General features: G+C 34.0%; 28 protein-coding genes. 17 read left to right on the plus strand and 11 right to left on the minus strand.

The features are described 5' to 3' along the window. Positions 1–21 precede the first annotated feature (21 nt). The 9 genes from TTHT_RS04765 to hflX all read left to right on the plus strand — a co-directional run bounded on the left by TTHT_RS04765 (position 22) and on the right by hflX (position 7133). Positions 22–555 (plus strand): DUF6125 family protein, encoded by a 534-nt coding sequence (locus TTHT_RS04765; protein ID WP_201328894.1) that lies wholly within the window; start codon positions 22–24, stop codon positions 553–555. Positions 556–558: 3 nt separating this feature from the next. Next, a complete protein-coding gene (locus tag TTHT_RS04770) occupies positions 559–1755 on the plus strand; it encodes a M24 family metallopeptidase (RefSeq protein ID WP_201328895.1) in 1197 nt (398 codons plus the stop codon). 9 nt (positions 1756–1764) lie between these two features. After that, positions 1765–2298, plus strand: coding sequence for a cob(I)yrinic acid a,c-diamide adenosyltransferase (locus tag TTHT_RS04775; protein ID WP_201328896.1), 534 nt, complete (start codon positions 1765–1767; stop codon positions 2296–2298). Continuing rightward, the gene (locus TTHT_RS04780) at positions 2295–2573 is read left to right on the plus strand and encodes a hypothetical protein (protein ID WP_201328897.1); all 279 of its coding nucleotides are present in this window, start codon (positions 2295–2297) and stop codon (positions 2571–2573) included. Before TTHT_RS04775 ends, TTHT_RS04780 begins: the two co-directional genes overlap by 4 nt. 62 nt (positions 2574–2635) lie before the next feature. Further along, a complete protein-coding gene (amrA, locus tag TTHT_RS04785; RefSeq protein ID WP_201328898.1) occupies positions 2636–3205 on the plus strand; it encodes an AmmeMemoRadiSam system protein A in 570 nt (189 codons plus the stop codon). A gap of 9 nt (positions 3206–3214) precedes the next feature. Further along, complete coding sequence (pyk, locus tag TTHT_RS04790; RefSeq protein WP_201328899.1) at positions 3215–4630, plus strand: pyruvate kinase; 1416 nt, start codon at positions 3215–3217, stop codon at positions 4628–4630. Then, on the plus strand, positions 4630–5097 hold the full coding sequence (locus TTHT_RS04795) for a hypothetical protein (protein ID WP_201328900.1): 468 nt from the start codon (positions 4630–4632) through the stop codon (positions 5095–5097). Before pyk ends, TTHT_RS04795 begins: the two co-directional genes overlap by 1 nt. Continuing rightward, entirely contained in the window at positions 5066–6082 is a 1017-nt protein-coding gene (gene lnt, locus TTHT_RS04800; protein ID WP_201328901.1) for an apolipoprotein N-acyltransferase, read from the plus strand. The genes TTHT_RS04795 and lnt overlap by 32 nt, the downstream gene beginning before the upstream one ends. Further along, positions 6060–7133 (plus strand): GTPase HflX, encoded by a 1074-nt coding sequence (gene hflX, locus TTHT_RS04805; RefSeq protein WP_201328902.1) that lies wholly within the window; start codon positions 6060–6062, stop codon positions 7131–7133. The genes lnt and hflX overlap by 23 nt, the downstream gene beginning before the upstream one ends. Here hflX and TTHT_RS04810 read toward each other — a convergent pair. Both TTHT_RS04810 and TTHT_RS04815 read right to left on the minus strand, forming a co-directional pair. Further along, entirely contained in the window at positions 7122–7808 is a 687-nt protein-coding gene (locus tag TTHT_RS04810; protein WP_201328903.1) for an RloB family protein, read from the minus strand. The genes hflX and TTHT_RS04810 overlap by 12 nt on opposite strands. A gap of 21 nt (positions 7809–7829) precedes the next feature. Then, positions 7830–9170, minus strand: a complete 1341-nt coding sequence (locus tag TTHT_RS04815) for an AAA family ATPase (RefSeq protein ID WP_201328904.1) — start codon at positions 9168–9170, stop codon at positions 7830–7832. Between the two features lie 170 nt (positions 9171–9340). Here TTHT_RS04815 and TTHT_RS04820 point away from each other — a divergent pair, with 170 nt between their 5' ends. After that, positions 9341–10927, plus strand: a complete 1587-nt coding sequence (locus TTHT_RS04820) for a DEAD/DEAH box helicase (RefSeq protein WP_201328905.1) — start codon at positions 9341–9343, stop codon at positions 10925–10927. A 27-nt stretch (positions 10928–10954) separates the two neighbouring features. Here TTHT_RS04820 and TTHT_RS04825 read toward each other — a convergent pair whose 3' ends face one another. Both TTHT_RS04825 and plsY read right to left on the minus strand, forming a co-directional pair. Beyond that, the gene (locus TTHT_RS04825; RefSeq protein ID WP_201328906.1) at positions 10955–11812 is read right to left on the minus strand and encodes a DMT family transporter; all 858 of its coding nucleotides are present in this window, start codon (positions 11810–11812) and stop codon (positions 10955–10957) included. Beyond that, positions 11805–12404 (minus strand): glycerol-3-phosphate 1-O-acyltransferase PlsY, encoded by a 600-nt coding sequence (gene plsY / locus TTHT_RS04830; RefSeq protein ID WP_201328907.1) that lies wholly within the window; start codon positions 12402–12404, stop codon positions 11805–11807. Before plsY ends, TTHT_RS04825 begins: the two co-directional genes overlap by 8 nt. A gap of 295 nt (positions 12405–12699) precedes the next feature. Here plsY and TTHT_RS04835 point away from each other — a divergent pair, with 295 nt between their 5' ends. From TTHT_RS04835 to TTHT_RS04845, 3 genes are read left to right on the plus strand one after another with little or no spacing between them, the layout of a single operon-like run. Then, positions 12700–13515: a metal ABC transporter substrate-binding protein gene (locus TTHT_RS04835; protein ID WP_201328908.1), complete on the plus strand. Its 816-nt coding sequence runs from the start codon at positions 12700–12702 to the stop codon at positions 13513–13515. Continuing rightward, a complete protein-coding gene (locus tag TTHT_RS04840; protein WP_201328909.1) occupies positions 13512–14288 on the plus strand; it encodes a metal ABC transporter ATP-binding protein in 777 nt (258 codons plus the stop codon). Before TTHT_RS04835 ends, TTHT_RS04840 begins: the two co-directional genes overlap by 4 nt. Then, on the plus strand, positions 14281–15078 hold the full coding sequence (locus TTHT_RS04845; RefSeq protein WP_201328910.1) for a metal ABC transporter permease: 798 nt from the start codon (positions 14281–14283) through the stop codon (positions 15076–15078). Before TTHT_RS04840 ends, TTHT_RS04845 begins: the two co-directional genes overlap by 8 nt. On the opposite strand, the gene TTHT_RS04850 is transcribed toward TTHT_RS04845, so the two are convergent. Genes TTHT_RS04850 through dnaK form a run of 4 tightly spaced genes read right to left on the minus strand, consistent with a single transcriptional unit; the run spans position 15075 to position 19384 of the window. Further along, positions 15075–15929 (minus strand): sigma-70 family RNA polymerase sigma factor, encoded by an 855-nt coding sequence (locus TTHT_RS04850; protein ID WP_201328911.1) that lies wholly within the window; start codon positions 15927–15929, stop codon positions 15075–15077. The genes TTHT_RS04845 and TTHT_RS04850 overlap by 4 nt on opposite strands. Before the next feature lie 3 nt (positions 15930–15932). Further along, positions 15933–16337, minus strand: a complete 405-nt coding sequence (locus TTHT_RS04855; protein ID WP_201328912.1) for a heat shock protein transcriptional repressor HspR — start codon at positions 16335–16337, stop codon at positions 15933–15935. 12 nt (positions 16338–16349) lie between these two features. Continuing rightward, positions 16350–17453 (minus strand): molecular chaperone DnaJ, encoded by a 1104-nt coding sequence (dnaJ, locus tag TTHT_RS04860; RefSeq protein WP_201328913.1) that lies wholly within the window; start codon positions 17451–17453, stop codon positions 16350–16352. A gap of 20 nt (positions 17454–17473) precedes the next feature. Next, positions 17474–19384, minus strand: a complete 1911-nt coding sequence (gene dnaK / locus TTHT_RS04865) for a molecular chaperone DnaK (RefSeq protein WP_201328914.1) — start codon at positions 19382–19384, stop codon at positions 17474–17476. Positions 19385–19561: 177 nt separating this feature from the next. Here dnaK and TTHT_RS04870 point away from each other — a divergent pair, with 177 nt between their 5' ends. The 4 genes from TTHT_RS04870 to TTHT_RS04885 all read left to right on the plus strand — a co-directional run bounded on the left by TTHT_RS04870 (position 19562) and on the right by TTHT_RS04885 (position 22855). Then, on the plus strand, positions 19562–20497 hold the full coding sequence (locus tag TTHT_RS04870; RefSeq protein ID WP_201328915.1) for a hypothetical protein: 936 nt from the start codon (positions 19562–19564) through the stop codon (positions 20495–20497). A gap of 75 nt (positions 20498–20572) precedes the next feature. After that, positions 20573–21892 (plus strand): L-lysine 6-transaminase, encoded by a 1320-nt coding sequence (lat, locus tag TTHT_RS04875; RefSeq protein ID WP_201328916.1) that lies wholly within the window; start codon positions 20573–20575, stop codon positions 21890–21892. 27 nt (positions 21893–21919) lie between these two features. Beyond that, entirely contained in the window at positions 21920–22144 is a 225-nt protein-coding gene (locus TTHT_RS04880; RefSeq protein ID WP_201328917.1) for a NifU family protein, read from the plus strand. A 42-nt stretch (positions 22145–22186) separates the two neighbouring features. Continuing rightward, the gene (locus TTHT_RS04885) at positions 22187–22855 is read left to right on the plus strand and encodes a TrmH family RNA methyltransferase (protein WP_201328918.1); all 669 of its coding nucleotides are present in this window, start codon (positions 22187–22189) and stop codon (positions 22853–22855) included. Here the strand turns inward: TTHT_RS04885 and ispH are convergent. The 3 genes from ispH to TTHT_RS04900 all read right to left on the minus strand — a co-directional run bounded on the left by ispH (position 22826) and on the right by TTHT_RS04900 (position 26447). Beyond that, positions 22826–24529 carry a 4-hydroxy-3-methylbut-2-enyl diphosphate reductase gene (ispH, locus tag TTHT_RS04890; protein WP_201328919.1) on the minus strand — a complete coding sequence of 568 codons (1704 nt, stop codon included), beginning with the start codon at positions 24527–24529 and terminating at the stop codon, positions 22826–22828. The two genes, TTHT_RS04885 and ispH, sit on opposite strands and share 30 nt — an antisense overlap. 17 nt (positions 24530–24546) lie before the next feature. Beyond that, positions 24547–25365: a sugar phosphate isomerase/epimerase family protein gene (locus tag TTHT_RS04895; RefSeq protein ID WP_201328920.1), complete on the minus strand. Its 819-nt coding sequence runs from the start codon at positions 25363–25365 to the stop codon at positions 24547–24549. Positions 25366–25451: 86 nt separating this feature from the next. Then, complete coding sequence (locus TTHT_RS04900) at positions 25452–26447, minus strand: beta-ketoacyl-ACP synthase III (protein WP_201328921.1); 996 nt, start codon at positions 26445–26447, stop codon at positions 25452–25454. Positions 26448–26456: the final 9 nt, after the last annotated feature.

A 26456-nucleotide genomic window follows, 5' to 3' on the forward strand; every position in this document is an offset into this window, starting at 1 on the left:
AACCAATTCAAGGGAGAGGATATGGTTAAATATAAAGTTAATTTCAGGGAGTATTTAAAAGAGTTAGACAAAGAAACATTGATTGAAATGCTTTCAGATGCTGCGAAAAACTGGCTTGCCCACGATGGTTTGTGGTTTTTAGAGGTTGAAGCGGGAAGGGGAATGGAAGAAGCAATAAAATACGATAAAGGAGCATGGATTAAATTTACCCAGATAGAGGCTAAAAGGATTATGAAGAGACACAATATCCCTGAAAATTCAGGTTTAGACGGACTGGAAAAAGCGCTAAAATACAGGCTTTACTCGTATATAAACGAACAGACAATTGAAAGAGAGGGAAACAAATTAAGGTTATACATGAACAATTGCAGGGTACAGGCTGCAAGAAAGAGGGATAAAAGACCTGATTTTCCCTGCAAGCCTGTTGGAATTGTTGAATACGAATACTTTGCAAAGACAATTGACCCTAAGATAAAAACAAAGTGTATATGCTGTCCACCTGATAAACACCCTGATGAATACTATTGTGCATGGGAATTTTCTATTGAGGAGTAAAGAATGATTGACTACCCCCTTGTGCCTGAAAGTGAACTAAAAAAAAGAATTGAAAAACTTGCTAAAAAATTAAAAGAAAACAATGTTGACGCCTGCCTTATTGCAGGAATTTCAAACATTTATTATTATACAGGGACAATTCAAAACGGAGTATTCTTTGCAAATGCTGAAGGAAAACACGCATTTTTCGTAAAAAAATCCTTTGAGAGAGCAAAAATTGAAAGCAAACTTGAAAATATCTTTCCATTAACCTCTCTAAAAAACATTGAGGGAGATTTAAAAGCCGTATTTGGATTTTTACCTGAAACAGTTGGTTTTGAAGGGGATGTACTCCCTTTTGCCCTCTATCAAAGGTATTCAAAGGCGCTGTCAAACACAAAATTAATTGACTTCTCACTCCCTTTAAGGCTGATTAGAAGCGTAAAGTCTAAGTGGGAGATTGAAAACATAAGACAGGCCGGCAAACAGTTATCCAGACTATTTGAACACATGAAGGGATTTATAAAAGAGGGAGTAAGCGAGATTGAGATTGCCGCTGAAAGTGAGAGGTTTGCAAGGCTATCCGGTCATCAGGGAACAATCAGAATGAGAGGCTTCAACGCTGAACTCTTTTACTCTGTAATCTGTGCCGGAGAAACTGCAAACCTTCCCACAAACTTTGACGGCCCTTCAGGCTCTTTAGGCCTATACCCCTCTGCAATCCACCCTGCTGGAACAAAAAAAGCTGAAAAAGGGAAACCTGTTTTGTTTGACTTTATGGGGGCATATATGGGATACCTCTGTGATGGAACAAGGATTTATCACATAGGTAAACCTTTAAAGGAAACAGAATATGCCCACAACAAGTGCATAGAAATTCAAAACTTTATAGCAGAAAATTTAAAGCCAGGGACATTGCCCTCAGAGATTTACCTAAAAACCGTTGAAAAAGCAAAAAAAGAAAACTTTTATGAAAACTTGATGGGATTTAAATCCAATCAGGTAAAATTTTTCGGACACGGTGTTGGGCTTGAGGTTGATGAATTCCCGGTTATAACAGAAAAATTTAACTTCCCCCTTGAAGAAAATATGGTTATTGCAATTGAACCAAAAAAGTACATTGATAAAATCGGCGGAGTTGGAGTTGAAAATACCTTTTTGGTAACAAAAAATGGGGGAGAAAAACTAATTGATTACCCTGACAACTTAATAATAGTTTAAGGAGATAACATGGGAATAACAACTAAAAAGGGGGATTCAGGATTCACCTCTCTCTTTTCAGGGGAAAGAGTTAAAAAATCAAGCATTTACATGGAAACACTTGGCACCCTTGACGAATTAAACTCCCATTTAGGGCTTGTTAAAGCAAAATGCCCTGAAACTTTAAAAAAAGAGATTGAGTTTATTCAGACAAATATTTTCTCTATTGCTTCAACAATTGCAACTGAACCATCATCTCCCTTAAGAGAGCAGATTAAAACATTAAAAAAAGAAGATTTAGACACATTAGAAGATTTCCAAAAACACTTAATAGAAAAGACAAAAATGCCTGACAAATTTATTTATCCAGGCACAAATGAAAACTCTGCAATTACAGACATTGCAAGAACAGTGTGCAGAAGGGCTGAAAGACGAGTAATTGAATTTGAGGGAAAAATAAAGATAAACCTGTATATTGAAAAAAAGTACTTAAACAGGCTTTCCGATGTGCTGTTTGTATTGGCAAGATACTTTGAAAATGGAGAGTTTAAGGAGAAAGAATGACTTTAAGTGAGATAATTTTAATAACATTTGTTTTCAACATAGTTTGCGGGCTATTCAGGGTAAGGCAAACAAAACTTAAATGGAAGCTTTTATACATACACCTTCCAATCCCTTTAATTGCCTGTTTAAGGATAAGTTCAGGAATATCATGGAAGTACATCCCTCTCCTGGTTATAGTTGCCGTTTTAGGGCAAATGGCAGGTGGAAAGGCAAATAAAGTAATGTTTCCAGGCACAATGCCTGCAATAAAACCAGAACTTGAAGAAGAGGAATAATTTTCTTGCTTAACCTCAACAAAATCCCTATCTTTTAATTAGAATGGATAGGGGGAGGAATTATGGAACTTTCACTTTCAAAAGAGGAAAAAAAACTTTTTATAAAACTTGCAAGAAATGAGATAGAAAAAAATTTAGGCTTTTCTGAAACAATTGTAAATGAAGATGAATTACAAAAATATCCTATTTTCTTTTCAAAGGATTACGGTTCTTTTGTAACCCTGCACATTAACAAAAATTTAAGGGGCTGCATAGGATACATTCAACCTGTAACAATACTTCATAAACAAATTAGAATGTGCGCAAAGGCTGCTGCTTTTGAAGACCCAAGGTTCTACCCGCTTACAAAAGAAGAATACCCACACATTGACATTGAAATCAGTATTCTATCCCCAATTGAAAAGGTTGAAAACCTTGATGAAATAGTTGTTGGAAGAGACGGTTTAATAGTCAGGCATTCAATTTTTCAGGGGCTATTACTCCCCCAGGTTGCGACGGAAAACAACTGGACAAAAGAAGAATTTTTATCCCACACCTGTTTGAAGGCAGGGCTTCCGTCTGATTGCTGGAAGAGAAACGATGTTATTATAGAAAAGTTTTCTGCCTATGTATTTAACGAAAAAGAGTTATAAGGAGAGTAAATGAACAAAGCGCTTACTAAAATTGTATGCACAATTGGGCCTGCTTCAGGGGATAAAGAAACCTTGCTTAAGCTTTTTGAAGCTGGAATGGCTGTTGCAAGGCTTAACTTTTCCCACGGCACAAAAGAACAGCACCTTGAATTTATAAAAAACATAAGAGAAGTTGAAAAAACAACGGCAGGATTTATAGGCATTTTAGGAGATTTGCAGGGCCCCAAAATTAGAATAGGTGAATTAAAAGAAAAAGAGTACCAGTTAAAGGCTGGAGAAACCTTAAAGATAACAGTTAAACCAATTGTCGGGACAAAAGAAATAGTATCAACAACCTACAAACACCTGATAAAAGATGTATCTGAAGGGGATTTAATATTAATTGACGACGGAAACTTAAGGTTGAAGGTAATAGAAAAAGAGGAAGACACAGTAACCTGTAAGGTTTTAAACAACGCTGTTTTAAAGCCTCATAAGGGGATAAACATACCGGGAGTTGAACTCTCCACCCCTTCAATAACAGAAAAAGACATTGAATTTATTGAGTTTGCAAAGGAAAACAACCTTGATTTTTTAGCAGTATCCTTTGTCAGAAAGCCGGAAGATATTTTAATTGTAAAACAGCACCTAAAAGGAGCACCCATAAAGGTTATAGCAAAGATAGAGCGTCCTGAAGCACTTAAATGTATTGAGGAAATTATTGAGGTATCAGACGGAGTTATGGTTGCAAGGGGGGATTTAGGGATTGAAATACCCCTTGAAAGAGTGCCTTTTGAACAAAAGAGGATAATATCAATAGCAAACAGAAAAAATAAATTTGTAATTACTGCAACCCAGATGCTTGAATCAATGATAGAGCACCCCACCCCAACAAGGGCAGAGGTTACAGACATTGCAAATGCTATTTTAGACGGCACAGATGCAATAATGCTTTCAGGGGAAACATCAACAGGAAAATACCCTGTTTTAGCTGTTGAAACAATGGAAAGGATTGCAAAGGCAGCGGAAAAACATCTAAAACCTGTTACCCTAAACAAGATCATGCAGGAAAGGCTTAAAGAGAGAAGCGACTTTGCTATTTCATTCTCCGCAGCCGCAATATCCCACCTCCTTGATGTAAAATACATTGTTGCATTTACAAAATCAGGCCACACAGCACTGTTGATATCAAAGCAAAAGCCTGCAACAAGGATAATTACCTTTACAACAGAGAGGCACATTGCAAGGCAATGTGTGGCATACAGGGGAGTAATCCCTGTTTTATGCGAGGAGATTAACTCAATAGACGATATCTTTCAATTCTTAAATCCATACCTGAAAAATACAGGCTTTGCTTCAAGCGGGGATAAAATAGTGTTAACAATGGGAATACCATTTGGAAAACCAGGTACAACAAACCTTCTCCATGTTATGACGGTTGAATAATGAAAAAATACCTGTTTGTTCTTTCAAGTGCAATTTTAATAACCCTTTCTCTCTATCCATTTAACCTTTCATTCCTTGCTTTTCTTTTCTTTATACCTGCTTTTTATGGAATCTTAAAAGCAGAAAACCTAAAAGAAAAAATCTTTCTATCGTTATTTTTCGGAATTTCAATATTTGCTTTAAACTTTTTCTGGGCTATAAAAACAATAGAATTCTATGGGAAATTACCTGCTTTTTTAAGTTATATTTTAGGTTTACCGCTTTCAATCTGGCAAACTCTTCCATTTATTATCTTTTTACTTGCCTTTCCTTACCTTTTAAAGAAAAACATAATTCTCCCTGCGATTTTCTTTCCGTTGTTAACAAATCTCCTTCCTTTAATATTCCCCTACTCTATTTCCTCAACACTATCCTCAACACCACTGCTATGTAAAAGTGTTGAAATCTGGGGGGGAATGGGGGCTTGACTTTATAATCATTTTAATAAACACCCTGCTTTTTGTATTTTTAAAGACAAAAAACACAAAGCACCTTTACACTGCAATAGCAATTATAATTTTGCTTCCTGTTTACGGTTTAATTTCAAACAATTTAGAATCTGAAAAACCCTTTTCAAAACTTGACACAATAATAATCCAGCCGTGTATTTACGACGGGGATTTGCCTGAAGTAAAAAGGAGTAAATTTTTCACCTTGCTTAAAAAAATAGAAGACAAATGCAAGAATAAGGTTTTAATTATTCCCGAATCATCCCTTCCAGACGACATTCAGAGAAGTTATGAAAGGGATGAGATTATGAGAGCAATATTAAATAGATTTAAGTTAAATGCTATACTTTACAACACCATAATTGAAGAAAACGATAATGTTTTTAACTCAAACATACTTTTAACTGAAAATTCAAAAGATAGATACGACAAAAATCACCTTATGCTTTTTGGGGAATACTTCCCCTTTCACTCAATTATTCAAAAACTACCATTAGCAGTTGCAAACTATGAAAATTTCACAGCAGGGAAAAAAGTTAAACCTTTGCAATTTGGAAAAATAAAAATAGCAACCCCTATTTGCCTTGAAAATATTTTTCAGGGCTATGTTGCAAAAATTTCAAAAAATGCAAACCTAATCGTCAACCAAACAGACGATGAATGGTTTTTAAGCAAAAAGGCTAAAATGCTGCACCTTGCACAGGCAAGGCTAAAGGCAATAGAGAATAATAGATACTTAATAAGGGCAACAAACAACGGCTATACTGTTTTAATTAACCCTGAAGGAAAAATTGTAAAAGATTTGATAATTGACAAAGCAGGTTTTTTAAAAGCAAAAATACCCCTTTTGAAAAAACAAACAATTTTTCAGAAAATTTATCCCTTTATCCCATACATTTTCCTTTTTATTTTCATAATATTACTTGTAATCAGCGGTAAAGATGAGAAAAGCAATAATAGTTGAGGCAAAAACACCAGACACAGATAAAATTACCCTCAAACTTCACCTTGAAGAGTTAGAAAGGCTTTTAAACTCTCTAAATATTGAGGTTGTAAAAAAGGCTATTCAAAACAGGTACAAAATACACCCTGCAACCTATGTTGGAGAGGGCTTTCTCTCTGCACTTGAAACAAAAGATATAGATTACATAGCCTTTGACAACAAACTCTCACCCTCTCAAAAGAGGAATATAAAAAGAATAACAGGGCTAACCCCCATTGACAGGGAAAATGTAATATTACAGATTTTTAAAAACCACGCAAAAACAAAAGAGGCAAAGATTCAGGTTGAGTTAGCAGAATTAAAAACAATACTTTCTGAATTAAAAGGGAGAAAAACAAACCTTGCCCAGCAGGTTGGTGCAATAGGAGTAAAGGGGGGAAAGGGGGAAAAGCAGATTGAGCTTGACAGGAGAAAGATTCAAAAAAGGATAGCATTTCTAAAAAGAGAGTTAAAAAAGATAGAGTCAAGAAAGGAACATATTCATAAATCAAGGGAAAACATATTTAAAATCTCAATTGCAGGATACACTAATGCAGGCAAATCAACCCTTTTGAACACCTTAACAAAAGCCAATGTCAGCGCTAAAGACAAACTCTTTATGACACTTGACACAACAACAAGAAAACTCCACCTTTATGAAAACAGGTATGCTGTCTTATCTGATACGGTGGGATTTATACGAAAACTCCCCCACCACCTTGTCGCTTCCTTTAAATCAACATTTGCAGTTATAACCTATTCAGACCTTATAATCCAACTTGTTGATATTACCTCAAACAACTTTGAAGAAGAGATTGAGGTTGTACACAAAGAGTTGCAAAAAGAGTGCGAAAAAATACCCAAACTATTGATTTTTAACAAAATAGACTTAACAAACAAAATGCACTTAGATAGGGTAAAAGCCCTTTACCCCCACGCAATCTTTATCTCCGCAAAGGAAAAATTAAACATTGAAGAGTTAAAAGAGGCCATCCTCATCTATTATAAAAAATGGAAGAATTTATCTTCTTAACTTATTAATATGCTTAAAAATAACAAAAATTTCAGCAACACTTTTATCAATATCTTCTAATCCATTTAAAAAACCAATATTTTCTGCTCTCTTAATAGGCTCTTTCAACACCTTAAACAATCCCTCTCTATATAATCTATTACAAAAATTCTTAAACTCTTTTTCATGTTTTTTATATCCATTTTCAATTTCCCAATTATTTTTTACTTCTTTTGACAAAGCTTGAATAACAGAATCACAATTTTCAAAAAACCGTTTAGTATTACTAAAATGAAGCAGAAACCAATATTCTAAACACGGATTATTAACAATAATTCTTATTTTTTCATTTAAAATTTCCCCTTTTATCCTTTTTCTCTTTTTTTTTCTTATATCAAAAATTTTCTGATACCAATCACTTTCTTTTCTTATTGTATCAAAATCAAGTAATAAATATGCTTGCTCTAACTCTCTTTGATACTTTTTTATAAATTTATTTAACTCCACTAATTTTTCTTCAGGAGTACCACTTTTTGCTATTTCCGGCATTAATTTTAAAAAAACTTTCTCATTTACTAATTGCTTTTTTACTAAATTGAAATACCACACCTCAGTTTCACCGTCCACATAAATCACCAGAAGCTTCTTTTCCTGTCTCTTCTTGTTTCTTCTATTTGCTCTTCCTTTTTTTCTCATTTAAATATTTCTCCAAAACGATTATTTATTCTTTGAAGGGGGATTAAAAAATCCCAAATTAGGAACTGCTCCTAACTTCCCTAATTTGTATTTGTTGTAAATTGAAGATGTATCCCTTATTACATTAGAACTAAAATCAGTGAGAGCAAACAAATCAGTTGAACCATCTTCCTTTTTCTCGGTAAACCATAAAATATCATGTCTTAAAATATCCATCTCTTTAAGCAATTCCCTTGAATGAGTTGTCAAAATCAATTGAGATTCAGGATGTGAATACAACAGGAAAAGTTCCAAAAAATACCTTAAAAGGTCAGGGTGAAGGGATGCTTCAATTTCATCAATAGGGATTACACATGGTTTTTTCATTAATAGTGAAATTATATGCGACAATTCAAAAAATCTGTGAGTTCCTCTGGATTCATCTTCCTCAAAATCAAGTATCATTTCTTTGCCATTAATATTATGTTTTACAAATAATTCCAAACCTTTTATTTTTTCTTTAACATCTTCCGATTTTTCGCTGTTTTTCATATCTGATAAAAGTTCCTCAAGAAATTTTGCAAGTGACAAATCTTTTCCTTCCAGTTCTATTTCATTAAAATTAAAGTCCTCAATAGTAAAATCTGCACTTTTCAGAACTTCTAATGCAATTTTTTTGTCTAATTCGTTTTTTGACAATTTTTCAAAAACCCACCCTGTTAAACGAGTTGATGGAGTTATAATTGGTTTTAATATACTCTTAAACCAGAATAGCACATTTTCTATTTCCTCTATTGGCAAATTAACTTTTAAAAAAGATGATAAAAATAATTGATTGGGAAAAGTATTTAACAGAAGTTGTTCTTTCTGAATTTTTTTTATCTTTCTTTTAAATTTATTACCAATATATATTTCTACATTTCCATCTATTGTAAAACGCTTAAATACCAGCGATTTTTTAGGACTGTAAAAATAAAGATACTCTTCAACCACCTGTTTTTTATTAAAAATAACCGAATAAAGATATCTAATACCTTTAGCAAAAAATTCCAAAGTTAATGAAGAATTTTCTTCATCACCTCTTAATAAAAAAGGTTTATAAAAATTTCTAAAAGAAAAACTATCTCCAATTTCTTCATTTTTATCCTTAGGAGGGAATAAAACAAAATTTCTAAAAAAATCTATTGCTTTCAATATATTTGTTTTGCCAGAAGCATTAGCGCCATAAATTATTGCCAATTTTAGAATATTCTCATTACCAATTTTATTAATAAAGTATTTGTATTCACTTTCAGACTCATTTCTTCTGAAAACAGGTTCAAAAGACAAGTTTATTTCCTCGTATATTGATCTGAAGTTTGAAACATAAAAATTTAAAATCATTTTACACCTCATTTTTGTAATTCTTTTACAAAAATAGCACAAAAAAATACAAAATTCAAATTTTTTTTTGACAAAAAAATCTTAAAATTATATTCAACAAAAATGTTTATATATACTTTTTTTCAAAAATAACATATACTTAATCCGTTTGACTAAAATTAGGAGATTTTATGGAAAGATTAGAAAAATTCAGACAACTGGGCTTAAGCGATAATACATTACTTGCGCTTAAGAAGAAAGGCTTTGAAGAGCCTACAGAGATTCAGGAAAAAGTTATACCTATTCTATTGCATCAGGATATAAATGTAATCGGACAGGCACAGACAGGAACAGGAAAGACAGCCGCTTTCGGGCTACCATTAATTGAAAAACTAAAAGGCGGTTCAAAAAATGTTCAGGCAATAATTTTAACCCCAACAAGAGAGCTTGCAATTCAGGTTGCAGAAGAGATTAACTCTTTAAAGGGGAGAAAAAGATTGCACATTGTTCCAATTTACGGTGGGCAGTCTATTTCAGAACAGATAAGAAAATTAAAAAAGGGGATTGACATTGTTGTTGGAACACCTGGAAGAATTTTAGACCACTTAAAGAGGGGAACCTTAAAACTTGATTCAATAAAATACTTTATCCTTGACGAAGCGGATGAAATGTTAAACATGGGATTTATTGATGATATTGAAGAGATTTTAAACCATGCACCTGTAGAAAAGAAAATGCTTCTATTTTCCGCAACTATGCCTGACAGGATTTTAAAACTTGTTGAAAAATACATGGGGAAATACGAAATTATCAGGATAAAAAAGAAAAGCCAGACAACAGACTTAACCCACCAGATATATTTTGAGGTTGCAGAGAGGGATAAATTTGAAGCACTTTGCAGAATTATTGACTTTGAGCCTGAATTCTATGGCCTCATATTTACCAGAACAAAGGTTGAGGCAGACAGAGTGGCAAATAAATTGGTTGACAGGGGATACGACGCAGAGTGTCTGCACGGGGATATATCACAGTTTCAAAGGGAAAGGATTATAAGAAAATTTAAAAAGAGACATATCAACATACTTGTTGCAACCGATGTTGCAGCAAGGGGACTTGATATATCAGACCTAACCCATGTTATCAACTACTCTATTCCTCAAAACCCTGAAACATATATCCACAGAATAGGAAGAACAGGAAGGGCTGGAAAAGAGGGGACAGCAATTACCTTCGTCACCCCTGGGGAGTACAGAAACCTTATTTTTATCAAGAAAATCGCAAAGGCGGATATAAAAAAAGAAAAACTTCCCGGTGCAGACAAGATACTTGAAAACAAGATTACCAAACTAAAAGCAGATATAGAGGACACTATCGGGGACAACCACCTTGAACATTACTTAAAAATTGCGGAAGAAATGCTTGAGATTTCATCACCTGAAAAGGTAATAGCCGCATTGTTGAAAATAGCCTACAGAGAAGACTTAGACCCTGAAAGTTATAAACCTATAACAGAGCCATCAATTGACACCAAGGGAACAACGAGGCTCTTTATTGCAAGGGGAAAAGAACACGGCTATGATGTTCACAAATTGATTGAACTTATTCAACAGCATATTAATATTGAAAGCAGAAAAATCAGAGGAATAAAGATTTTTGATAACTTTTCCTTTGTTACCCTTCCCTTTGAAGACGCAGAGGTTTTACTTCACACAATAAAGAAAAACAAAAAAGGCAAACGCCCCATAATAGACAAAGCCAAAGAAAAAACAAGAAGTTAGATTAAAGCCGGGAATTCCCGGCTTTTTCTATATCAAAATCTTTTCTCTGTAATTTACATAGGCTGCGTAAAGGACAAGTGAAATACCGATAAAAGAAACTTTATCAGGCAATTCACCAAAGAAAAGAAAAGCTAAAAATGTTGCAAATGGAATGTTTATATATGAGTAAAGGCTTGCTTCACCAACCTTTGTTAAAGAGTATGACTTTGTCATAGAAAGTTGAGCACTCATTGTAAACACCCCTAAAAGTAAAACAAGAGACCAGTCAAAAACACCGTCTGGAATTTCTATCCCCTGGTAAATCATCAAAGGGGCAAGTATAAAGTTTGAAACAAAAAAGAAAAACCATACAATAACAGCAGGCTCATTTGATTCCCCTAACTTTCTGATTATCGTATGCGCAATGGCAGAGAAAAAAGCAGAACAAACAGGAAGAAAAAGATAGAAGTATTTACCAGAGTTATATCCTGGCTTAAAAATTAGAAGAATTCCAGCAAAGGCAATGAAAAACGCTATAAATTTATACTTTGAACTCTTCTCCTTTAAAAAAAACCACGACAAAATAATTATTAAAAAAGGGGCTGTTTTTTGAATAGTAATCACTGTTGCAACAGGCAGTTTTGAAAGTGCGTAAAAATAAAACAAGGCTGCAAAACTACCAAGTACCCCTCTTGCCGTTAAAAGTTTTAAATTTCTGAACTTTATTTTTTCAATACCTCTTAAAATTAGAAAGAAAGATAAAAAAACAAAAGCGGTGAAATTTCTTGCAAATATCATCTCAAAAACAGGATACCTTTTAGCAAGAAATTTAAAATCTATGGCTAAAAAGGCATAGCATAAAGATGCAAGCACCATCCACCAGAATGCCTTCACTCTGTCATTCATTTACTCTCTTTTCCTCACTTTTAATAAGCCTTTTCAAATTATTCCTATGAAAAACAATTATTAAAAACCCTATTATCCCGAAAAACATCGCTCTCTCAAGTGATAATATCCCAAAACTAAAAAAGAGAATTGAAAGAATAATTAACAACAAAGCTGATAAAACAGAAGCGAGGGAAACAATTTTTTTCCAAAAGTATATTAGCCAGAAAAAACTAAAAATTATTATAAAAATCCTATAATCAAGGAAAAACAAAACCCCGGCAGTTGTACTTACCCCCTTGCCTCCCTTAAAATACAGAAAAACAGGGAAAACATGGCCTAAAATTACTGCAAAAGCAGTTAATATCAAATTTAATCCATTTATTCCTAAAAACCTCTGAGAAATATATAAAGCGAAAAAGCCTTTCAAAAAATCAAAAAGAAAACCGAAAAATGCATACTTTATCCCACAAAACCTGTATAAATTTGTTGCCCCAACATTACCGCTTCCCGATTTTCTCAAATCCACATTCCCGCAAAAGTACGCAATAAGAAAAGAAAAGGGAATTGAGCCTAAAATGTAAGAAAAAAACAAAGCAAACAAGTACTTCACAACAACCCCTTAAAAATAGATTCTGGATTTTGAATGCTAAATTATAGATTCAAAAAATCAAATAGTTAATTTTTAAAAAATTCTTCCTCAATCTAAAATTCATAATCCATAATTCAAAATTAAAAAATCAAACATCCTCAATCCATAATCCAACATTCAAAATCCACCATTCAAAATTTAAAACTCAAACCCATCCCCCCAAAAACCTAAAACCTAAAACCTAAAACCTTTTAAATTATACTTTATCTTCACCTTTTGGTATAATATTTGCGAACTTAAAATATGGAGGAGAAGCATGAAAAAGTTAATTATATACCCTTTAATAATTCTATTTGCCTTTGGAGGATTTGCAAAAACAAAGGTTGTAACTTCAATTTTTCCAATTGCAGATATAGTATCAAACATTGTGAAGGATAAGGCTGATGTAAAATATGTTATTCCTGTAAATGCAAACCCGCACACATTTGAGCCTACCCCTGAACAGGCAAAGATAATTGCACAGGCAGATGTATTTATTGGAGTGTCAAAACAGTTTGACGGCTGGATTGAAAAATTCTTAAAAAAAGATGCTAAAAAGTACTATTTGCAAAGAAGGCCAGCAAATCCTCATATATGGTTATCCTTCATTTGGGGGAATCAAATTATTTCAAATATAAAACTTATTTTTATGAAATTAGACCCTAAAAATAAAAAGTTTTATACTGCAAATGCAATAAAATATTCAAGAGAGTTAAGTGAAATCCATAAGGTTTACTTTGCAAAATTTAAAAGCCTGAAAACAAAAAATGTTATTCAATACCATCCTGCATGGGAATACCTTGCAAAAGATTTAAAATTAAACATTATCGGCACTATTTACACAGGAGAAAGCAAAAGAGTTTCTATAGCACACCTTACCAGTATTTTAAAAATCGGCAAAAAGAGAGGAGCTGATGCTCTTTTATGCAGGTTAAACACAAAAGATAAGGTAATTGATATTTACGAAAGAGAATTAAAATTAAAAAGGGTTGAATTAGACCCTATAGGCGACCCAAAAAGCAAAGACAGAAATTCTTACATTAACCTTTTAATTTACAATTGTGAGAAGATTTATCAGGCTTTAAATCAATGAGCTTACCCTATATCTTTATTGAAGATTTAGAAGTTAAATACGGCAATAAAGTTGTTTTGGAAGATATTTTTCTCAAAGTTGAAAAAGGTGAAATTGTATCAATTGTAGGCCCCAACGGGGGAGGAAAAACAACCTTACTAAAAGTTATTCTTGGATTAAAAGACTATTCAAAGGGGACAATTAAAGTTTTAGGCAAAAACCCAAAAGAAGTTGACAAAAAAGAAATTGGATACCTTCCTCAGAGAGAGGAAACTGCAAAAAATTTCCCCATTTCAGTTTTTGAAACAGTATTAATGGGAAGATATCCCAAAATAGGATTATTTAGAAAACCAGGGGAAAAAGACAAAGAAATAGCACTTGAAAGCCTGAAACTTGTAAAAATGGACCACTTAAAAGACGAAAATATCAATAAACTTTCAGGTGGGCAGAGACAGAGGGTTTTTATTGCAAGGGCTCTGGCTATGGAACCTAAAATTCTTATTCTGGATGAGCCTTCAACAGGTCTTGATATTGTGGCTCAGGAAGATTTTTATAAAATATTAGTTGAAATTAGAAATAAAAAAGAAATGTCAATAATTATGGTGTCACACGATATTGGTGTTGTTTCAACCTTTGTGGATAAAATAGCATGTTTGAACAAAACAATTCACTACCATGGTAAAAGCGGGACACCTATTCCAAAAGATGTTTTAGAAAAAGTTTTTGGCTCAAATATTCAAATTCTTGTACACGATCCACATTGTAAAGGATGTCATAGAGGCGAGCATGATTGAGTTATTACAGTTTGAATTTGCAAAAAACGCACTAATTGCAGGGACAATAATTAGTATCCTTTTCGGTTTTCTTTCTTTTTTCATTGTAATGAAAAAATTGTCTTTTCTAACTGTGGGCATCTCCCACGCTGCATTCGGGGGAGTGGCACTGGGAATTCTATTAGGGTTAAATCCATACATTACAGCTATTTTTTTCTGTCTTTTAACAGGTTATTTGATAGCAATTCACGGAGAAAAATCGGAATACGACAGTGTAATTGGAATTCTTTTTGCCTTTACAATGGCATTGGGAGTAATATTTCTATCATTAAAAAAAGATTACACCTTTGACATAATGTCATACCTTTTCGGAACAATTTTAGGGATAACAAAATCAGATTTATTTCTTTTAATTGGATTAATGATTGGAGTTTTCATAATTTTTTATCTGTTTTTTAAAGAGATAATCTTTATAACCTTTGATAAAAATGTGGCAATGGCATCAGGCTTACCTGTAAATCTTTTTGAGAATTTGATTATAGTAATTCTTACACTTGTAATTGTGCTAAGCATAAAACTAATAGGGATTATTTTAGTCTCTGCTTTTTTGATTATCCCAGCCGCAATTACAATACTATTTTTTGACAATTACAAAAAAATCATATTTTTCTCAATGTTAATCAACCTTGTGATATTTTATTCAGGATTTTTTCTAAGCTATAAGTTAAATTTACCATCAGGAGCAACTGTTGTCTCTATAGGGGCTTTGCTATACTTTGCTTCTGCTTTGTTTGCTGGAAAGAAAAACTAATTTAAATAACTTTTCAATATATTTTTGTACCTTGACCTTCTAATTTTTTCAAGGGCACTTTTTTCTATCTGCCTTACCCTTTCCCTCGAAAGATTTAAAATTTTTCCAATCTCCTGCAAGGTTTTAGGTTCTTCTCCGTTTAAACCAAACCTGTGGATTAAAACATCCCTCTCCCTTTGGCTCAAAATAGAAAGAGACTCCATTAAATGCTCAACAAAAGATTTTTTTATTAACTCAGTCTCAGCGTCATCTACACTTTCCTGCTCAATAACATCCTCATAGTTTAAATCATCTGTATCTGACGATATATAATCATCAAGAGACCTATGTTCACCATAAGTGGTTAAAAGAGAATTTAAAGATAATTCATCTATATCCATAGCCTCAGCCAATTCCCTCGGTGATGGGTCTCTGTTTAACTCTTTTTGTAATTCGTTAAACTTTCTTCCAACATTGTTTATCAAATTTAAAGTTTTGTAGGAAATTTTAAAAATTCCACTCTGCTCTGCTATTGCAGATATAATAGCCTGCCTAATCCACCACACCGCATATGTGATAAACTTTACATTTTTATCTGGGTCAAACCTTTTTGCAGCCTCAATCAATCCTAAGTTACCCTCATTTATCAAATCCATAAAAGGTACACCTTTCCCTCTATACCTTTTGGCAATTGAAACAACAAACTTTAAATTAGCCTCTACAAGCCTTCTTAAAGCATCTTTGTCCCCTTTTTTAATCCTTCTTGCCAGTTCTTTTTCCTCATCTGGAGTTAAAGGGGGAATTTTATTTATCTGTTTTAAATACTGCTTTAAGGCTTCTTCTTCCTCAAAAAACTTGTAATTTTTCGCCATTTTCTACTTTTCTTCCTTCTCAATATCAAGTTTTATTATTCCAGACCTTGGAATTTTTACAAGAGCATTTTTGATTTTTTCTTCACCATTTTGCACATGTTCAACAATTATTTTTTGAAGGGCCATTGTTAGTTGATTAATCTCCTGTTGCATCTTTTCCATTTTTTCTCTCATATTGAGAATTATCTCTATCCCAGCAAGGTTTACCCCTAAATCCCTTGCAAGATTGAGTATAATTTCAAGCCTCTCAAGATCCTTTTTTGAATACAACCTTGTATTTCCCTCAGTTCTTGAAGGTTTTAGAAGACCATGCTTTTCATAAAGCCTTAATGTTTGAGGGTGGACATTGTACATCTTTGCAACAACACTTATCATATAGTACGGTTCATTATTCTTGCCTTTTACCATAGCACCACCCCCTTACACCTTAAAATGAGACCTGATTGCATTTTTATCCTCATACTTTTCTAATTCTTTCATCAACTCCCTCACCTTTGTATCAACTATAGAAGGAGTTTTTACCTCAACCTCAAGATACATATCTCCATTCTTACCGGTTAGCCTTGATTTTATTCCCTTACCTCTCACCCTTATTTTCTGGCCACACTGGGTTTGAGGGGGAATTTTAACAGTTGTCTCCCCGTATATTGTAGGTATTTTAATTTTAGCACCTAATGCAGCTTCAGAAAATGTGATGGGCAATTTAAGATAGATATTATCTCCCTGTCTCTTAAACAACGGATGCTCTTCCACAACAGTTATTATATACAAATCTCCGGGAGGCCCTCCATTAATACCAGCCTCTCCCTTTCCAGGAACTCTGACCTTTGAACCATTATCAACACCAGCTGGAATTCTTACATTAATAGTTTCAACATACGGAATTCTTCCTGTCCCGTTACACTTTGAGCATTTTGTAAATGTTATTCTTCCGGTTCCTCCACAAAGAGAACATGTTCTTTCCATGTGGAAAAAAGGCAATCCTCCGCTTTCTTTCCCTGTTCCTTTGCATCTTGGACAGGTTTGAGGAGAAGACAGAGGAACTTTACCTGTACCGCCACATGCATCACAAGGTTTACTTCTATTTACCTTAATCTTTGTCGTCAAACCGTGAACAGCGTCCATAAATGATATTCTCATTGAGTATTGAATATCCTCTCCCTTGCGCGGTGCATTTGAATATGAATAATCGTTGTATGTTGTGCTTTTTCTACCTCCGCCGAATAAGTCTGAAAAAATCTCTGAAAAATCAAAATCAACATTGCGAAAATCCTGATAGTTGAAATCCTGTCCAAAATTAGCATCTCCAACAAATCCGTATTTGTCGTACTGCTCTTTCTTTTTAGGGTCTGAAAGAACGGCATAAGCCTCTGAAATCTCTTTAAACTTCTCCTCAGCCTGCTTATCACCCGGGTTTAAATCAGGGTGATATTTTCTTGCTAACTTTTTATAAGCCTTTTTTACATCCTGTATTGAGGCCCCCTTAGGGAGCCCCAACACAGCGTAATAATCCTTTTTATTCATGGCTTACTCTCCGTTCCTCCTTATTCAACAATCTCAGCATCAACAACGTCGTCACCGCCTTTATCGTCATTTGACTGAGTACCTTGATTTGTTGCACCTGCATCTGTCTGGGTGCCTGCCTGAGCATCAGTCTGCTGAGACTGGTAGAGGTATTGAGAGAGTTTGTGAGATACATTTGTCAAGTTATCTATTGCAGAATTAATTGCGTTTACATCTTCTCCTTCCATTGCAGTTTTTAACTGAGAAATAGCTGATTCAATAGCCTGCTTATCAGCATCAGTAATCTTGTCAGCATGCTCTTTAAGCAGCTTTTCTATCTGGTAGATTAAAGAATCACCTCTATTTCTTGCCTCAATTAACTGCGCCCTTCTCTTATCTTCTTCCGCATGTGCTTGAGCCTCTTTTACCATTTTATCAATTTCTTCTTTTGACAATCCGCTTGAGCCTGTAATTGTAATCTTTTGCTCTTTACCTGTTGCCCTGTCTTTAGCACTTACATTTAAAATACCATTAGCATCTATATCAAAGGTAACTTCAATCTGAGGAACTCCCCTTGGTGCAGGTGGAATTCCCATAAGGTGGAATTTACCTAAAGATTTATTGTCTTTTGCAAGAGGCCTTTCTCCCTGTAATACATGAATTTCAACACTTGTCTGATTATCAGCAGCAGTTGTAAATACCTCTGTTTTTCTTGTTGGAATTGTTGTATTTCTTGGAATCATAACAGTCATAACCCCACCCTGAGTTTCAACACCTAAAGAGAGAGGTGTTACATCAAGGAGAAGAACATCTTTAACATCTCCAGCAAGTACTCCACCCTGAATAGCAGCACCAACTGCAACAACTTCATCAGGGTTAACCCCTTTGTGAGGCTCTTTTCCAAAAAATTCAGTTACCTTTTTCTGAACAAGAGGAATCCTTGTTGAACCTCCAACTAAAACAACTTCATCAATATCTGATGGTTTCAATCCAGCATCTTCAAGAGCCTTTTTACACGGCTCCATTGTCTTTTCAATTAAATCTTCAATCATTGACTCAAATTTAGCCCTTGTTAACTTAATGTTTAAGTGTTTTGGTCCTGAAGCATCGGCGGTTATAAAGGGCAAATTAATCTCTGTCTCCATCATTGAAGAAAGCTCAATTTTCGCTTTTTCTGCTGCCTCTTTAAGCCTTTGAAGAGCCATTTTATCCTGAGACAAATCAATTCCCTGGTCTTTTTTAAATTCATCAATCAGCCAGTCAATAATTCTCTGGTCAATGTTATCGCCACCTAAATGAGTGTCACCGTTTGTTGATTTAACCTCTACAACACCTTCACCAACTTCGAGAATTGAAATATCAAAAGTACCACCACCAAAATCGTAAACAGCAATAGTCTCGTCCTTTTTCTTATCAAGACCGTATGCTAAAGCAGCAGCCGTTGGCTCATTTATAATCCTCTTAACCTCTAAACCTGCAATTTTTCCCGCATCCTTTGTTGCCTGCCTCTGGGCATCGTTGAAATATGCCGGTACAGTAATTACCGCTTCAGTTACAGGTTCACCTAAATAGTCCTCAGCTGCTTTTTTGAGCTTCTGCAAAATTTTCGCAGAGATTTCTGGAGGAGAAAACAATTTTCCATTTACCTCTACCCTAACATCCCCGTTTGGAGCCTTAACAACCTTATAAGGCACCATTTTCATCTCTTCGGTTACCTCTTCATATCTCCTTCCCATAAATCTCTTTATAGAAAAGATTGTATTTTCAGGGTTTGTTATTGCCTGCCTTTTAGCAACCTGTCCAACTAAAATTTCACCATTTTTTGCAAAAGCAACAACAGAAGGAGTTGTTCTTGCTCCCTCCTGATTAGGGATAACGGTAACGTCATTCCCTTCCATAACTGCAACAACAGAGTTTGTTGTTCCAAGGTCAATACCTATTATTTTTCCCATAATTACCTCCTAAATTCTTTTTTACAACCGTTATTAATATAAAACCTTAGTGAGTTATTGTCAAGAATTTATTATAATAATGTTGTAAGATTATCAAAGAGCCAAAAAATTAAAAACCATTTTCTTTACGTGTTTTTTAAGATATAATAAAGGAAATAATATTAAAGGGAGTAGGTTATGGAAGCAAAAAAAGATTTAATTTTACAATTTATTAATTTTAAGCTTGATAAACTTATTAGCGAATTTAAAATTGAAATAGAAAAAATCTTTCAAAAAGACTTTTATATTTCAGAAGAAGAAATTGAGCCTTTAATAAATAAGATATTGGCGCAAACTCAAGGCGCTTCTAACATAAGCACTTCAATAGACCCACTATATAATCTTAACCTTGCTTTAAAAAATAGCACCAACCAGAAAGAATTAATTGAAAACTTTTTTAGCTCTTTATTTAATTTAACAAACTACATAGGCTTTTTTATATTCAAGGGAAACAACGCTATATGCTATGCGGCAAAAGGCCAGGGGAACAAACCCCAAAAGGATTTCAAGATAAACAAAATCATTTTTATGGAGCCTAAAAAGTTATCAGACCCTATTTTCCCTGATAATTTAAAAGCCTTTTTTAACTTAGAATCTACCATTGCAATTCCTCTACTTATAAAATACAAACAGGCAGGCTTTTTCATTTTTGAGCTCAACAACAAAGAAGATTTTAAATTGTTTGAAATAGCAACTTCAATGTTTGAAAGAGAATTAAATTTGCTTCCATTAAAAAACCAGGAAGATATAAAAACTCAGCAGTTTAAAACTGTAGAACAACCACCTAAAACTGAAACGCCTTCTACACCTTCAAAAGCAGAAGAAGACCCTGTTATGAAAAAAGCAAAAAGGTTTGTTAATGCTCTTGCAAGTGATATTAAACTTTATAATGAAGAAAAAATCAAAGAAGGCCTTGAAAAAGGAAATCTAAAGGAGCTATTAAAAGAAGATATTGAAAAAAGTTATCAGGCTTTCAGGGAAAAATACCCAGACAAAAATAAATTCCCTGATTCTCTCTTTGAAGAAGCCTTAATTAAATATGTGGCAAAAGGGAATCCCGATTTATTGAAATAAATTGCAACAAATATATTGACCTTATAACCTATTCTGGTAATATACAGAGGTAAAATTTATTAGAGGAGAAGGATTATGGAATCAATAAAGGTTCAGCCTAATGATGTTTTAAAAACATTGGAAAAGCACTTGTTAGTTGACGGCTTTCACATTGTTCTTGACCTTGAAAAGAGCGAAGGTTGTTATATGGTGGATGCAAGGGATGGTAAAAGGTACATTGACTTTTATGCTTTTTTTGCATCTCTTCCACTTGGATTCAACCATCCAAAAATGAAAGACCCGGAATTTGTTGAAAGGTTAAAAATTGCATCAATTCATAAGGTAGCAAACTCTGACATTTACACAACCTATATGGCTGAGTTTGTAGAAACCTTTGCAAAAATAGGGGCACACCCTGAATTACCAAACTATTTTTTCATTGATGGCGGCGCCTTAGCAGTGGAAAATGCTTTAAAAGCTGCCTTTGATTGGAAGGTAAGAAAGAATTTTCAAAAGGGATACAAAGAGGAAAAGGGACACAAGGTAATTCATTTCAAAGAAGCGTTTCACGGAAGAACAGGCTATACAATGAGTTTAACAAATACAGACCCGACAAAGGTTAAATACTTCCCAAAATTTGATTGGCCAAGAATTACAAACCCAAAAATCGAATTTCCTTTAACTGAGGAAAACCTTACAAAGGTAATTGAAAAGGAAAATCAGGCTATTGATGAGATTTATAAAGCAATAAAAGAAAACAAGGACGACATTGCATGCCTTATTATTGAGCCTATTCAGGGTGAAGGTGGAGACAATCACTTCAGGCCGGAATTTTTAAGAAAGCTCAGAGAAATTACAGAAGAAAACGATATTCTCTACATTGTAGATGAAGTACAAACAGGTGTTGCTGCAACAGGCAAAATGTGGTGTTTTGAGCATTTTGGATTTGTTCCTGATATTGTTTCATTCGGGAAAAAACTACAGGTATGCGGAATAATGGTTTCTGATAAGGTAAATGAAGTTGATTCTGTTTTTAAAGTTTCTTCAAGGCTTAACTCTACATGGGGAGCAAACATCGTGGATATGGTAAGGGCTCAGAGAATCCTTGAAATAATTCACGAAGAAAACCTTATAGAAAATGCTGCCAACATGGGAGATTACCTTTTGAGTAAGCTTCATGAATTACAGGAAGTATCAAAGGTAAAACTGTCTAATATTAGAGGAAGAGGATTATTTGCAGCAATTGAACTTGAGTCTCCTGAAATCAGGGATGATGTTTTCAATAAATGTTTTGATAAAGGACTTGCAGTATTAAAATCAGGAGAAAAATCAATCAGGTTTAGACCAGCGCTTACAGTAACAAAGGAAGTTATAGACGAGGGAATAAATATCCTCGCAGAGGTATTAAAAGCATAATTTGTGCGTAATTAATAAGGAGGAATTATGGAAGTTCAGGAAAAAATTGAAAAAGCTTTAAACAATATCAGGCCAGCGCTTCAAATGGACGGTGGCGATGTTGAGTTTTTAAAATACGAAGACGGTACCGTCTATGTTAAGCTTTTAGGGGCATGTGGCGGTTGCCCTATGTCAACCATGACCCTTAAACTTTTCATTGAAGAAAGGTTGAAAGAAGAAGTTCCTGAAGTAAAAGAAGTAGTTCAGGTTTAATAAAAAGCTCCGTTTATCGGGGCTTTTTTCTTAGGTAAAGATATGGAAAAAGAGATAAGATTTTTAGAATCACTTTTAAGTGAAAAAAGGCTTAATAGAATTAAACAGGTAATTAACAATAAAATAGAAAACATAACAGTGGTTTTGGACAACCTTTTAGATTCCCACAATACAAGCGCAATAATCAGGACAGCAGAAGGATTGGGATTGAAAGATATTTACATAATAGAAAAAGATTACGAATTTGAGATAAATAAAGCAGTAACAAAGTACAGTCACAAATGGGTTGAACTTCATAGATACAAGGACTTTACTCCTTGTGTCAAAGATTTAAAAGAAAAAGGGTATAAAATCTTTGTTGCAAATGTTGGAGAGAAATCCGTAAAACTTACTGATATTGAAATAACTCCTGAAAATAAATACGCCTTTGTTGTGGGAAATGAGCATGATGGAATATCTGACGAAATGTTAAAATATGCTGACTGTGAGTTTACAATACCTATGTATGGCTTTACTGAAAGTTTCAACGTTTCAGTCGCCTGCGCTATTATCCTGTCTTACACAATTTACAAATACAGGAATGCTTTAAACAAACCTTCTGATTTATCTGAAAATGAAAAACAAAAAATCTACTTTGATTTTCTCAAAAAAGCAGTAAAAAACAGCGATGTCCTCTTAAAATCATTTAAAAAAAGAGAAAACAAAAGCTAATAGCCCCGGGATTAAAGCAAAATTATCCAGCAAAAATTCATAGTAAAGAGGAGAAACATTTCTTTTCTTAACCACAAGTTTATTCACAAGCATATAGTAACCACCAAAAAGCATGGTAAGGATTGGCATTGAAAAATTTTGTCCATCTGTAATTGCTGCCACCCCTATAAACAAAATTAAGATAATTACAAGCCAGTTTGCAATCCTTAAAGCCCTTTCAGTTCCAATTAAAATAGGCAATGTCTCCCTTCCGTAAAACTTGTCTCCCTGAATATCCTTTATGTCTGAAAGAATTGACCCCACAAAAACAACAGTAAAAACAAAGAGAAACATTAAAAAACTTGAAAGTGCATTTGATTTACCATAAATAAACAGGGGATTAAATACAATAACAATTGACCATGCAAGTGCATATATAATGTTTTTTGAACCAGGTATATCAAAAAGCCTCATAATTCTACCTTTAAGCCTTAATTTAATTCTATATAAAAGCCCTAAAAGAGAGGCTAAAAGGATTATAAAAAACACATTTAAAGAAATGTTGATACTTAACAAAGCAAGAAGAGTAAGTGAAATAATACCTATTGCAATTAACAAAGTCTTATTCTCTTTCAAAAAGTAAAATTTTGTTGGATTTGAAAATCTCAGCCCTTCTAAATCAATTATTCCATTAAAAAGTGTCATTGAAAAAATGTAAAGAAAAGCAATCACTGAAAACTTTAATGAATCTTGAAAATTGGCAAGGGACAATAAACCATAAGAAAAAACAAAAGCAGAAAATCCCCTGAATAGCCCTGAATTAAAAACAATACCTAACACTCTTTTTGAAAACCTTGATTTTTCATCAACAAAACGAAGGTAATCAACCACAGAGTTAATAATCCAGCTTGGAGTGGATGCACCTGCAGAAACCCCCACCTTGTCAAAATTTGAAAAATCAATACCCTTTAACTCATCTTCTGTTTCAATATGATATACCACAGGGCAATACTGCTTTGAAATCTCTGCAAGCCTCGTTGTATTTGCGCTATGCTTCCCCCCAATAATTATCATACAGTCAACCTGGGATGCTATTTTCTTCACCTCATCCTGCCTTCTGTGTGTTGAATCGCAAATTGTACAAAATTCTTTTACTTCCTTTGCCTTTTCTCTAACCTTGTCCACAATTTTAAAAAATTCGTCATAGTTAAATGTGGTTTGAGACACAACTATAACCTTTTCCATCTCAGGTAATTTTTCAGCCTCTTCAACACTTCCCACAACAAAAGCTGTGTTGTTTGAATACCCCTTTAAACTTACAACCTCAGCATGCCCTTCATCACCAACAATTACAACCTGATAACCCTTATTTATATGCCCCTTAATTATTCCCTGTACCTTACCTACTTTTGGACAGGTAAGGTTTACCACATCAAGACCCTTTTCTTTTAAATTATTTAAAACCTGAGGTGTTGTGCCGTGAGCCCTTATAACAACTGTACCTTTATCTAAATTTTCTAATTTTTTTTCAGGCTTTACCCCTTTTGATTCTAAAAGAGCAACAACCTGATTGTTGTGAATTAAAGGACCTAATGTATATATTTCTTCCTTTTTCCTTGATAAATCAAGGATTTTGTCCATAGCCCTTCTTACACCCCAGCAAAAACCACCAGTTTCCGCAACTATTATCTTCATAAAACCCCTTTTTCAGTTTAAAAATACTTTTTTTCCAACTTTTTAAATTTTTTTGTAACCTTAAATGCTTTTTTAAGAAGGGATTTATAAGAATCTCTATCAGCCATTCTAACTTCAAGCATCATTCCCCATTTGTAATCAACCTTTTTAAAAAGTTCAAACACCTTATCCCAGTTTATATTTCCCTCAAAAGGCAACAAATGGGAATCCCTGTCTCCAAAATTGTCGTGTATGTGGCTTGAGTAAAAGTAAACCCCATAATTTTCAATATCAGAGTAAACCTCTCCATTTAAATTCGAATGACCAATATCAAAACCTATTCCGACAGGCACCATCTCTTTTTCAATAAACTCAACAATATGCCTTACTGATGTTTCTCTCCCTGGAATATTCTCAAAACAAAGTTTGATTTGAAGATGCTCAGCAAACTTAAACAATTCTTCAAGGCTTTTCAACATTGAATCCCTGTTAACCTTGTATGGAAAGTGCATTATGTAATAATCTACATCAAACATGGAAGCAAGTGAGAAAGAAGCCTTTATCTCTTCAACAGATTTTGTTCTTAAATTCTCATCATCTGACGCAATATCAACAAAAATTCCACTTCTTAAACCTTCAAGTGAGAAGTAAAAAGGTGCGTGAACAGAATTTACAAAAAAATTATTGTTGTTAACCGCCTTTGCAATTTCAATTAATTGAGATGCATCATCAAAATCAACCTGCATTCTGTTTGCAAAAATCTCAATAGTATCAAACCCTGAATCTGCTATCAGATTTAAATGCTCTCCACTTAATTTTTCATATGCAAAGGGATGTGTGGATATCCCGTATATCATTTAAATTCCTTTCCTTAATCCAAAATCATTAATCCAAAATCCAAAATCCAGAATTCAAAATTTAAAATCCAGAATAATCCAAAAACTTAAATCCCCCACTTAAAAAGAGCAGCACCCCAGGTAAACCCTGCCCCAAATGAGGTAATCACAACAGTCTGGCCTTTCTTTAATTTGCCTTCAATGTAATATTCATCAATACAAGTTGGAATTGTGGCAGCTGTTGTATTTCCATATTTATGGATATTTATCATAACCTTTTCTTTATCTATTTTAAGCCTTTTAGCAACAGATTCAATTATTCTCATATTAGCCTGATGAGGAACAAGCCAATCAATGTCTTCAACACTTAACCCGGTTTTTTCAAGAACAGCCTTTGTTGATTCAGGCATTTTAACAACTGCTCTCTTAAAAACCTCTCTTCCCTCCTGAAAAACATAATGCTCTTTGTTTTTCACTGTTTCTTCAGATGCAGGTTTTAAGCTTCCACCTGCAGGCATATAAAGGTATTTACCCCCAGAACCATCAACATGTAAATCGCAGTCAATAAAACCATATTCAGACTCTTCTTTTCCTTCAACTAAAAATGCACCGGCACCATCACCAAAAAGGACACAGGTGTTTCTATCCTGCATATTTATAAAAGAAGAGCACTTGTCAGCACCTATTAGAAGAACATTCTTAAACCGACCTGTTTCAATTAAATTGCATGCTGTAACATAACCAAAAACAAAACTTGAACAGGCTGCAGATAAATCAAAACCCCATGCATTTTTTGCACCTAATTTATCCTGGACAAGACAGGCTGTTTGTGGAAAATGCATATCTGCAGTAACTGTGCAAACTATTATACACTCAACATCCTCTGGTGATAGTCCCCTTCTATTAAGAGCAACCTTTGCCGCTTCAACAGCCATATCAGAGGTTGCTTTACCATCTTCCAAAAATCTTCTTGTTTTTATTCCAGTTCTTGTTGTAATCCATTCATCTGAAGTATCAAGATAACTTTCAAAAAAATGATTATCAACCACTCTTTCAGGAAAAAAACTTCCTGTGGCAGTCACAACAGCTTTTATTTTTCCCATAATAACTCC

The organism is Thermotomaculum hydrothermale (assembly GCF_016592575.1).
Classification (GTDB): domain Bacteria; phylum Acidobacteriota; class Holophagae; order Thermotomaculales; family Thermotomaculaceae; genus Thermotomaculum; species Thermotomaculum hydrothermale.

What these genes read in the sequence shown, in the direction of transcription:
- TTHT_RS04765 (WP_201328894.1), top strand. Translation starts at nt 22, where the DNA reads ATGGTTAAATATAAAGTTAATTTCAGGGAGTATTTAAAAGAGTTAGAC.
- TTHT_RS04770 (WP_201328895.1), top strand. Translation starts at nt 559, where the DNA reads ATGATTGACTACCCCCTTGTGCCTGAAAGTGAACTAAAAAAAAGAATT.
- TTHT_RS04775 (WP_201328896.1), top strand. Translation starts at nt 1,765, where the DNA reads ATGGGAATAACAACTAAAAAGGGGGATTCAGGATTCACCTCTCTCTTT.
- TTHT_RS04780 (WP_201328897.1), top strand. Translation starts at nt 2,295, where the DNA reads ATGACTTTAAGTGAGATAATTTTAATAACATTTGTTTTCAACATAGTT.
- amrA (WP_201328898.1), top strand. Translation starts at nt 2,636, where the DNA reads ATGGAACTTTCACTTTCAAAAGAGGAAAAAAAACTTTTTATAAAACTT.
- pyk (WP_201328899.1), top strand. Translation starts at nt 3,215, where the DNA reads ATGAACAAAGCGCTTACTAAAATTGTATGCACAATTGGGCCTGCTTCA.
- TTHT_RS04795 (WP_201328900.1), top strand. Translation starts at nt 4,630, where the DNA reads ATGAAAAAATACCTGTTTGTTCTTTCAAGTGCAATTTTAATAACCCTT.
- hflX (WP_201328902.1), top strand. Translation starts at nt 6,060, where the DNA reads ATGAGAAAAGCAATAATAGTTGAGGCAAAAACACCAGACACAGATAAA.
- TTHT_RS04810 (WP_201328903.1), bottom strand. Translation starts at nt 7,808, where the DNA reads ATGAGAAAAAAAGGAAGAGCAAATAGAAGAAACAAGAAGAGACAGGAA.
- TTHT_RS04815 (WP_201328904.1), bottom strand. Translation starts at nt 9,170, where the DNA reads ATGATTTTAAATTTTTATGTTTCAAACTTCAGATCAATATACGAGGAA.
- TTHT_RS04820 (WP_201328905.1), top strand. Translation starts at nt 9,341, where the DNA reads ATGGAAAGATTAGAAAAATTCAGACAACTGGGCTTAAGCGATAATACA.
- TTHT_RS04825 (WP_201328906.1), bottom strand. Translation starts at nt 11,812, where the DNA reads ATGAATGACAGAGTGAAGGCATTCTGGTGGATGGTGCTTGCATCTTTA.
- TTHT_RS04835 (WP_201328908.1), top strand. Translation starts at nt 12,700, where the DNA reads ATGAAAAAGTTAATTATATACCCTTTAATAATTCTATTTGCCTTTGGA.
- TTHT_RS04840 (WP_201328909.1), top strand. Translation starts at nt 13,512, where the DNA reads ATGAGCTTACCCTATATCTTTATTGAAGATTTAGAAGTTAAATACGGC.
- TTHT_RS04845 (WP_201328910.1), top strand. Translation starts at nt 14,281, where the DNA reads ATGATTGAGTTATTACAGTTTGAATTTGCAAAAAACGCACTAATTGCA.
- TTHT_RS04850 (WP_201328911.1), bottom strand. Translation starts at nt 15,929, where the DNA reads ATGGCGAAAAATTACAAGTTTTTTGAGGAAGAAGAAGCCTTAAAGCAG.
- TTHT_RS04855 (WP_201328912.1), bottom strand. Translation starts at nt 16,337, where the DNA reads ATGGTAAAAGGCAAGAATAATGAACCGTACTATATGATAAGTGTTGTT.
- dnaJ (WP_201328913.1), bottom strand. Translation starts at nt 17,453, where the DNA reads ATGAATAAAAAGGATTATTACGCTGTGTTGGGGCTCCCTAAGGGGGCC.
- dnaK (WP_201328914.1), bottom strand. Translation starts at nt 19,384, where the DNA reads ATGGGAAAAATAATAGGTATTGACCTTGGAACAACAAACTCTGTTGTT.
- TTHT_RS04870 (WP_201328915.1), top strand. Translation starts at nt 19,562, where the DNA reads ATGGAAGCAAAAAAAGATTTAATTTTACAATTTATTAATTTTAAGCTT.
- lat (WP_201328916.1), top strand. Translation starts at nt 20,573, where the DNA reads ATGGAATCAATAAAGGTTCAGCCTAATGATGTTTTAAAAACATTGGAA.
- TTHT_RS04880 (WP_201328917.1), top strand. Translation starts at nt 21,920, where the DNA reads ATGGAAGTTCAGGAAAAAATTGAAAAAGCTTTAAACAATATCAGGCCA.
- TTHT_RS04885 (WP_201328918.1), top strand. Translation starts at nt 22,187, where the DNA reads ATGGAAAAAGAGATAAGATTTTTAGAATCACTTTTAAGTGAAAAAAGG.
- ispH (WP_201328919.1), bottom strand. Translation starts at nt 24,529, where the DNA reads ATGAAGATAATAGTTGCGGAAACTGGTGGTTTTTGCTGGGGTGTAAGA.
- TTHT_RS04895 (WP_201328920.1), bottom strand. Translation starts at nt 25,365, where the DNA reads ATGATATACGGGATATCCACACATCCCTTTGCATATGAAAAATTAAGT.
- TTHT_RS04900 (WP_201328921.1), bottom strand. Translation starts at nt 26,447, where the DNA reads ATGGGAAAAATAAAAGCTGTTGTGACTGCCACAGGAAGTTTTTTTCCT.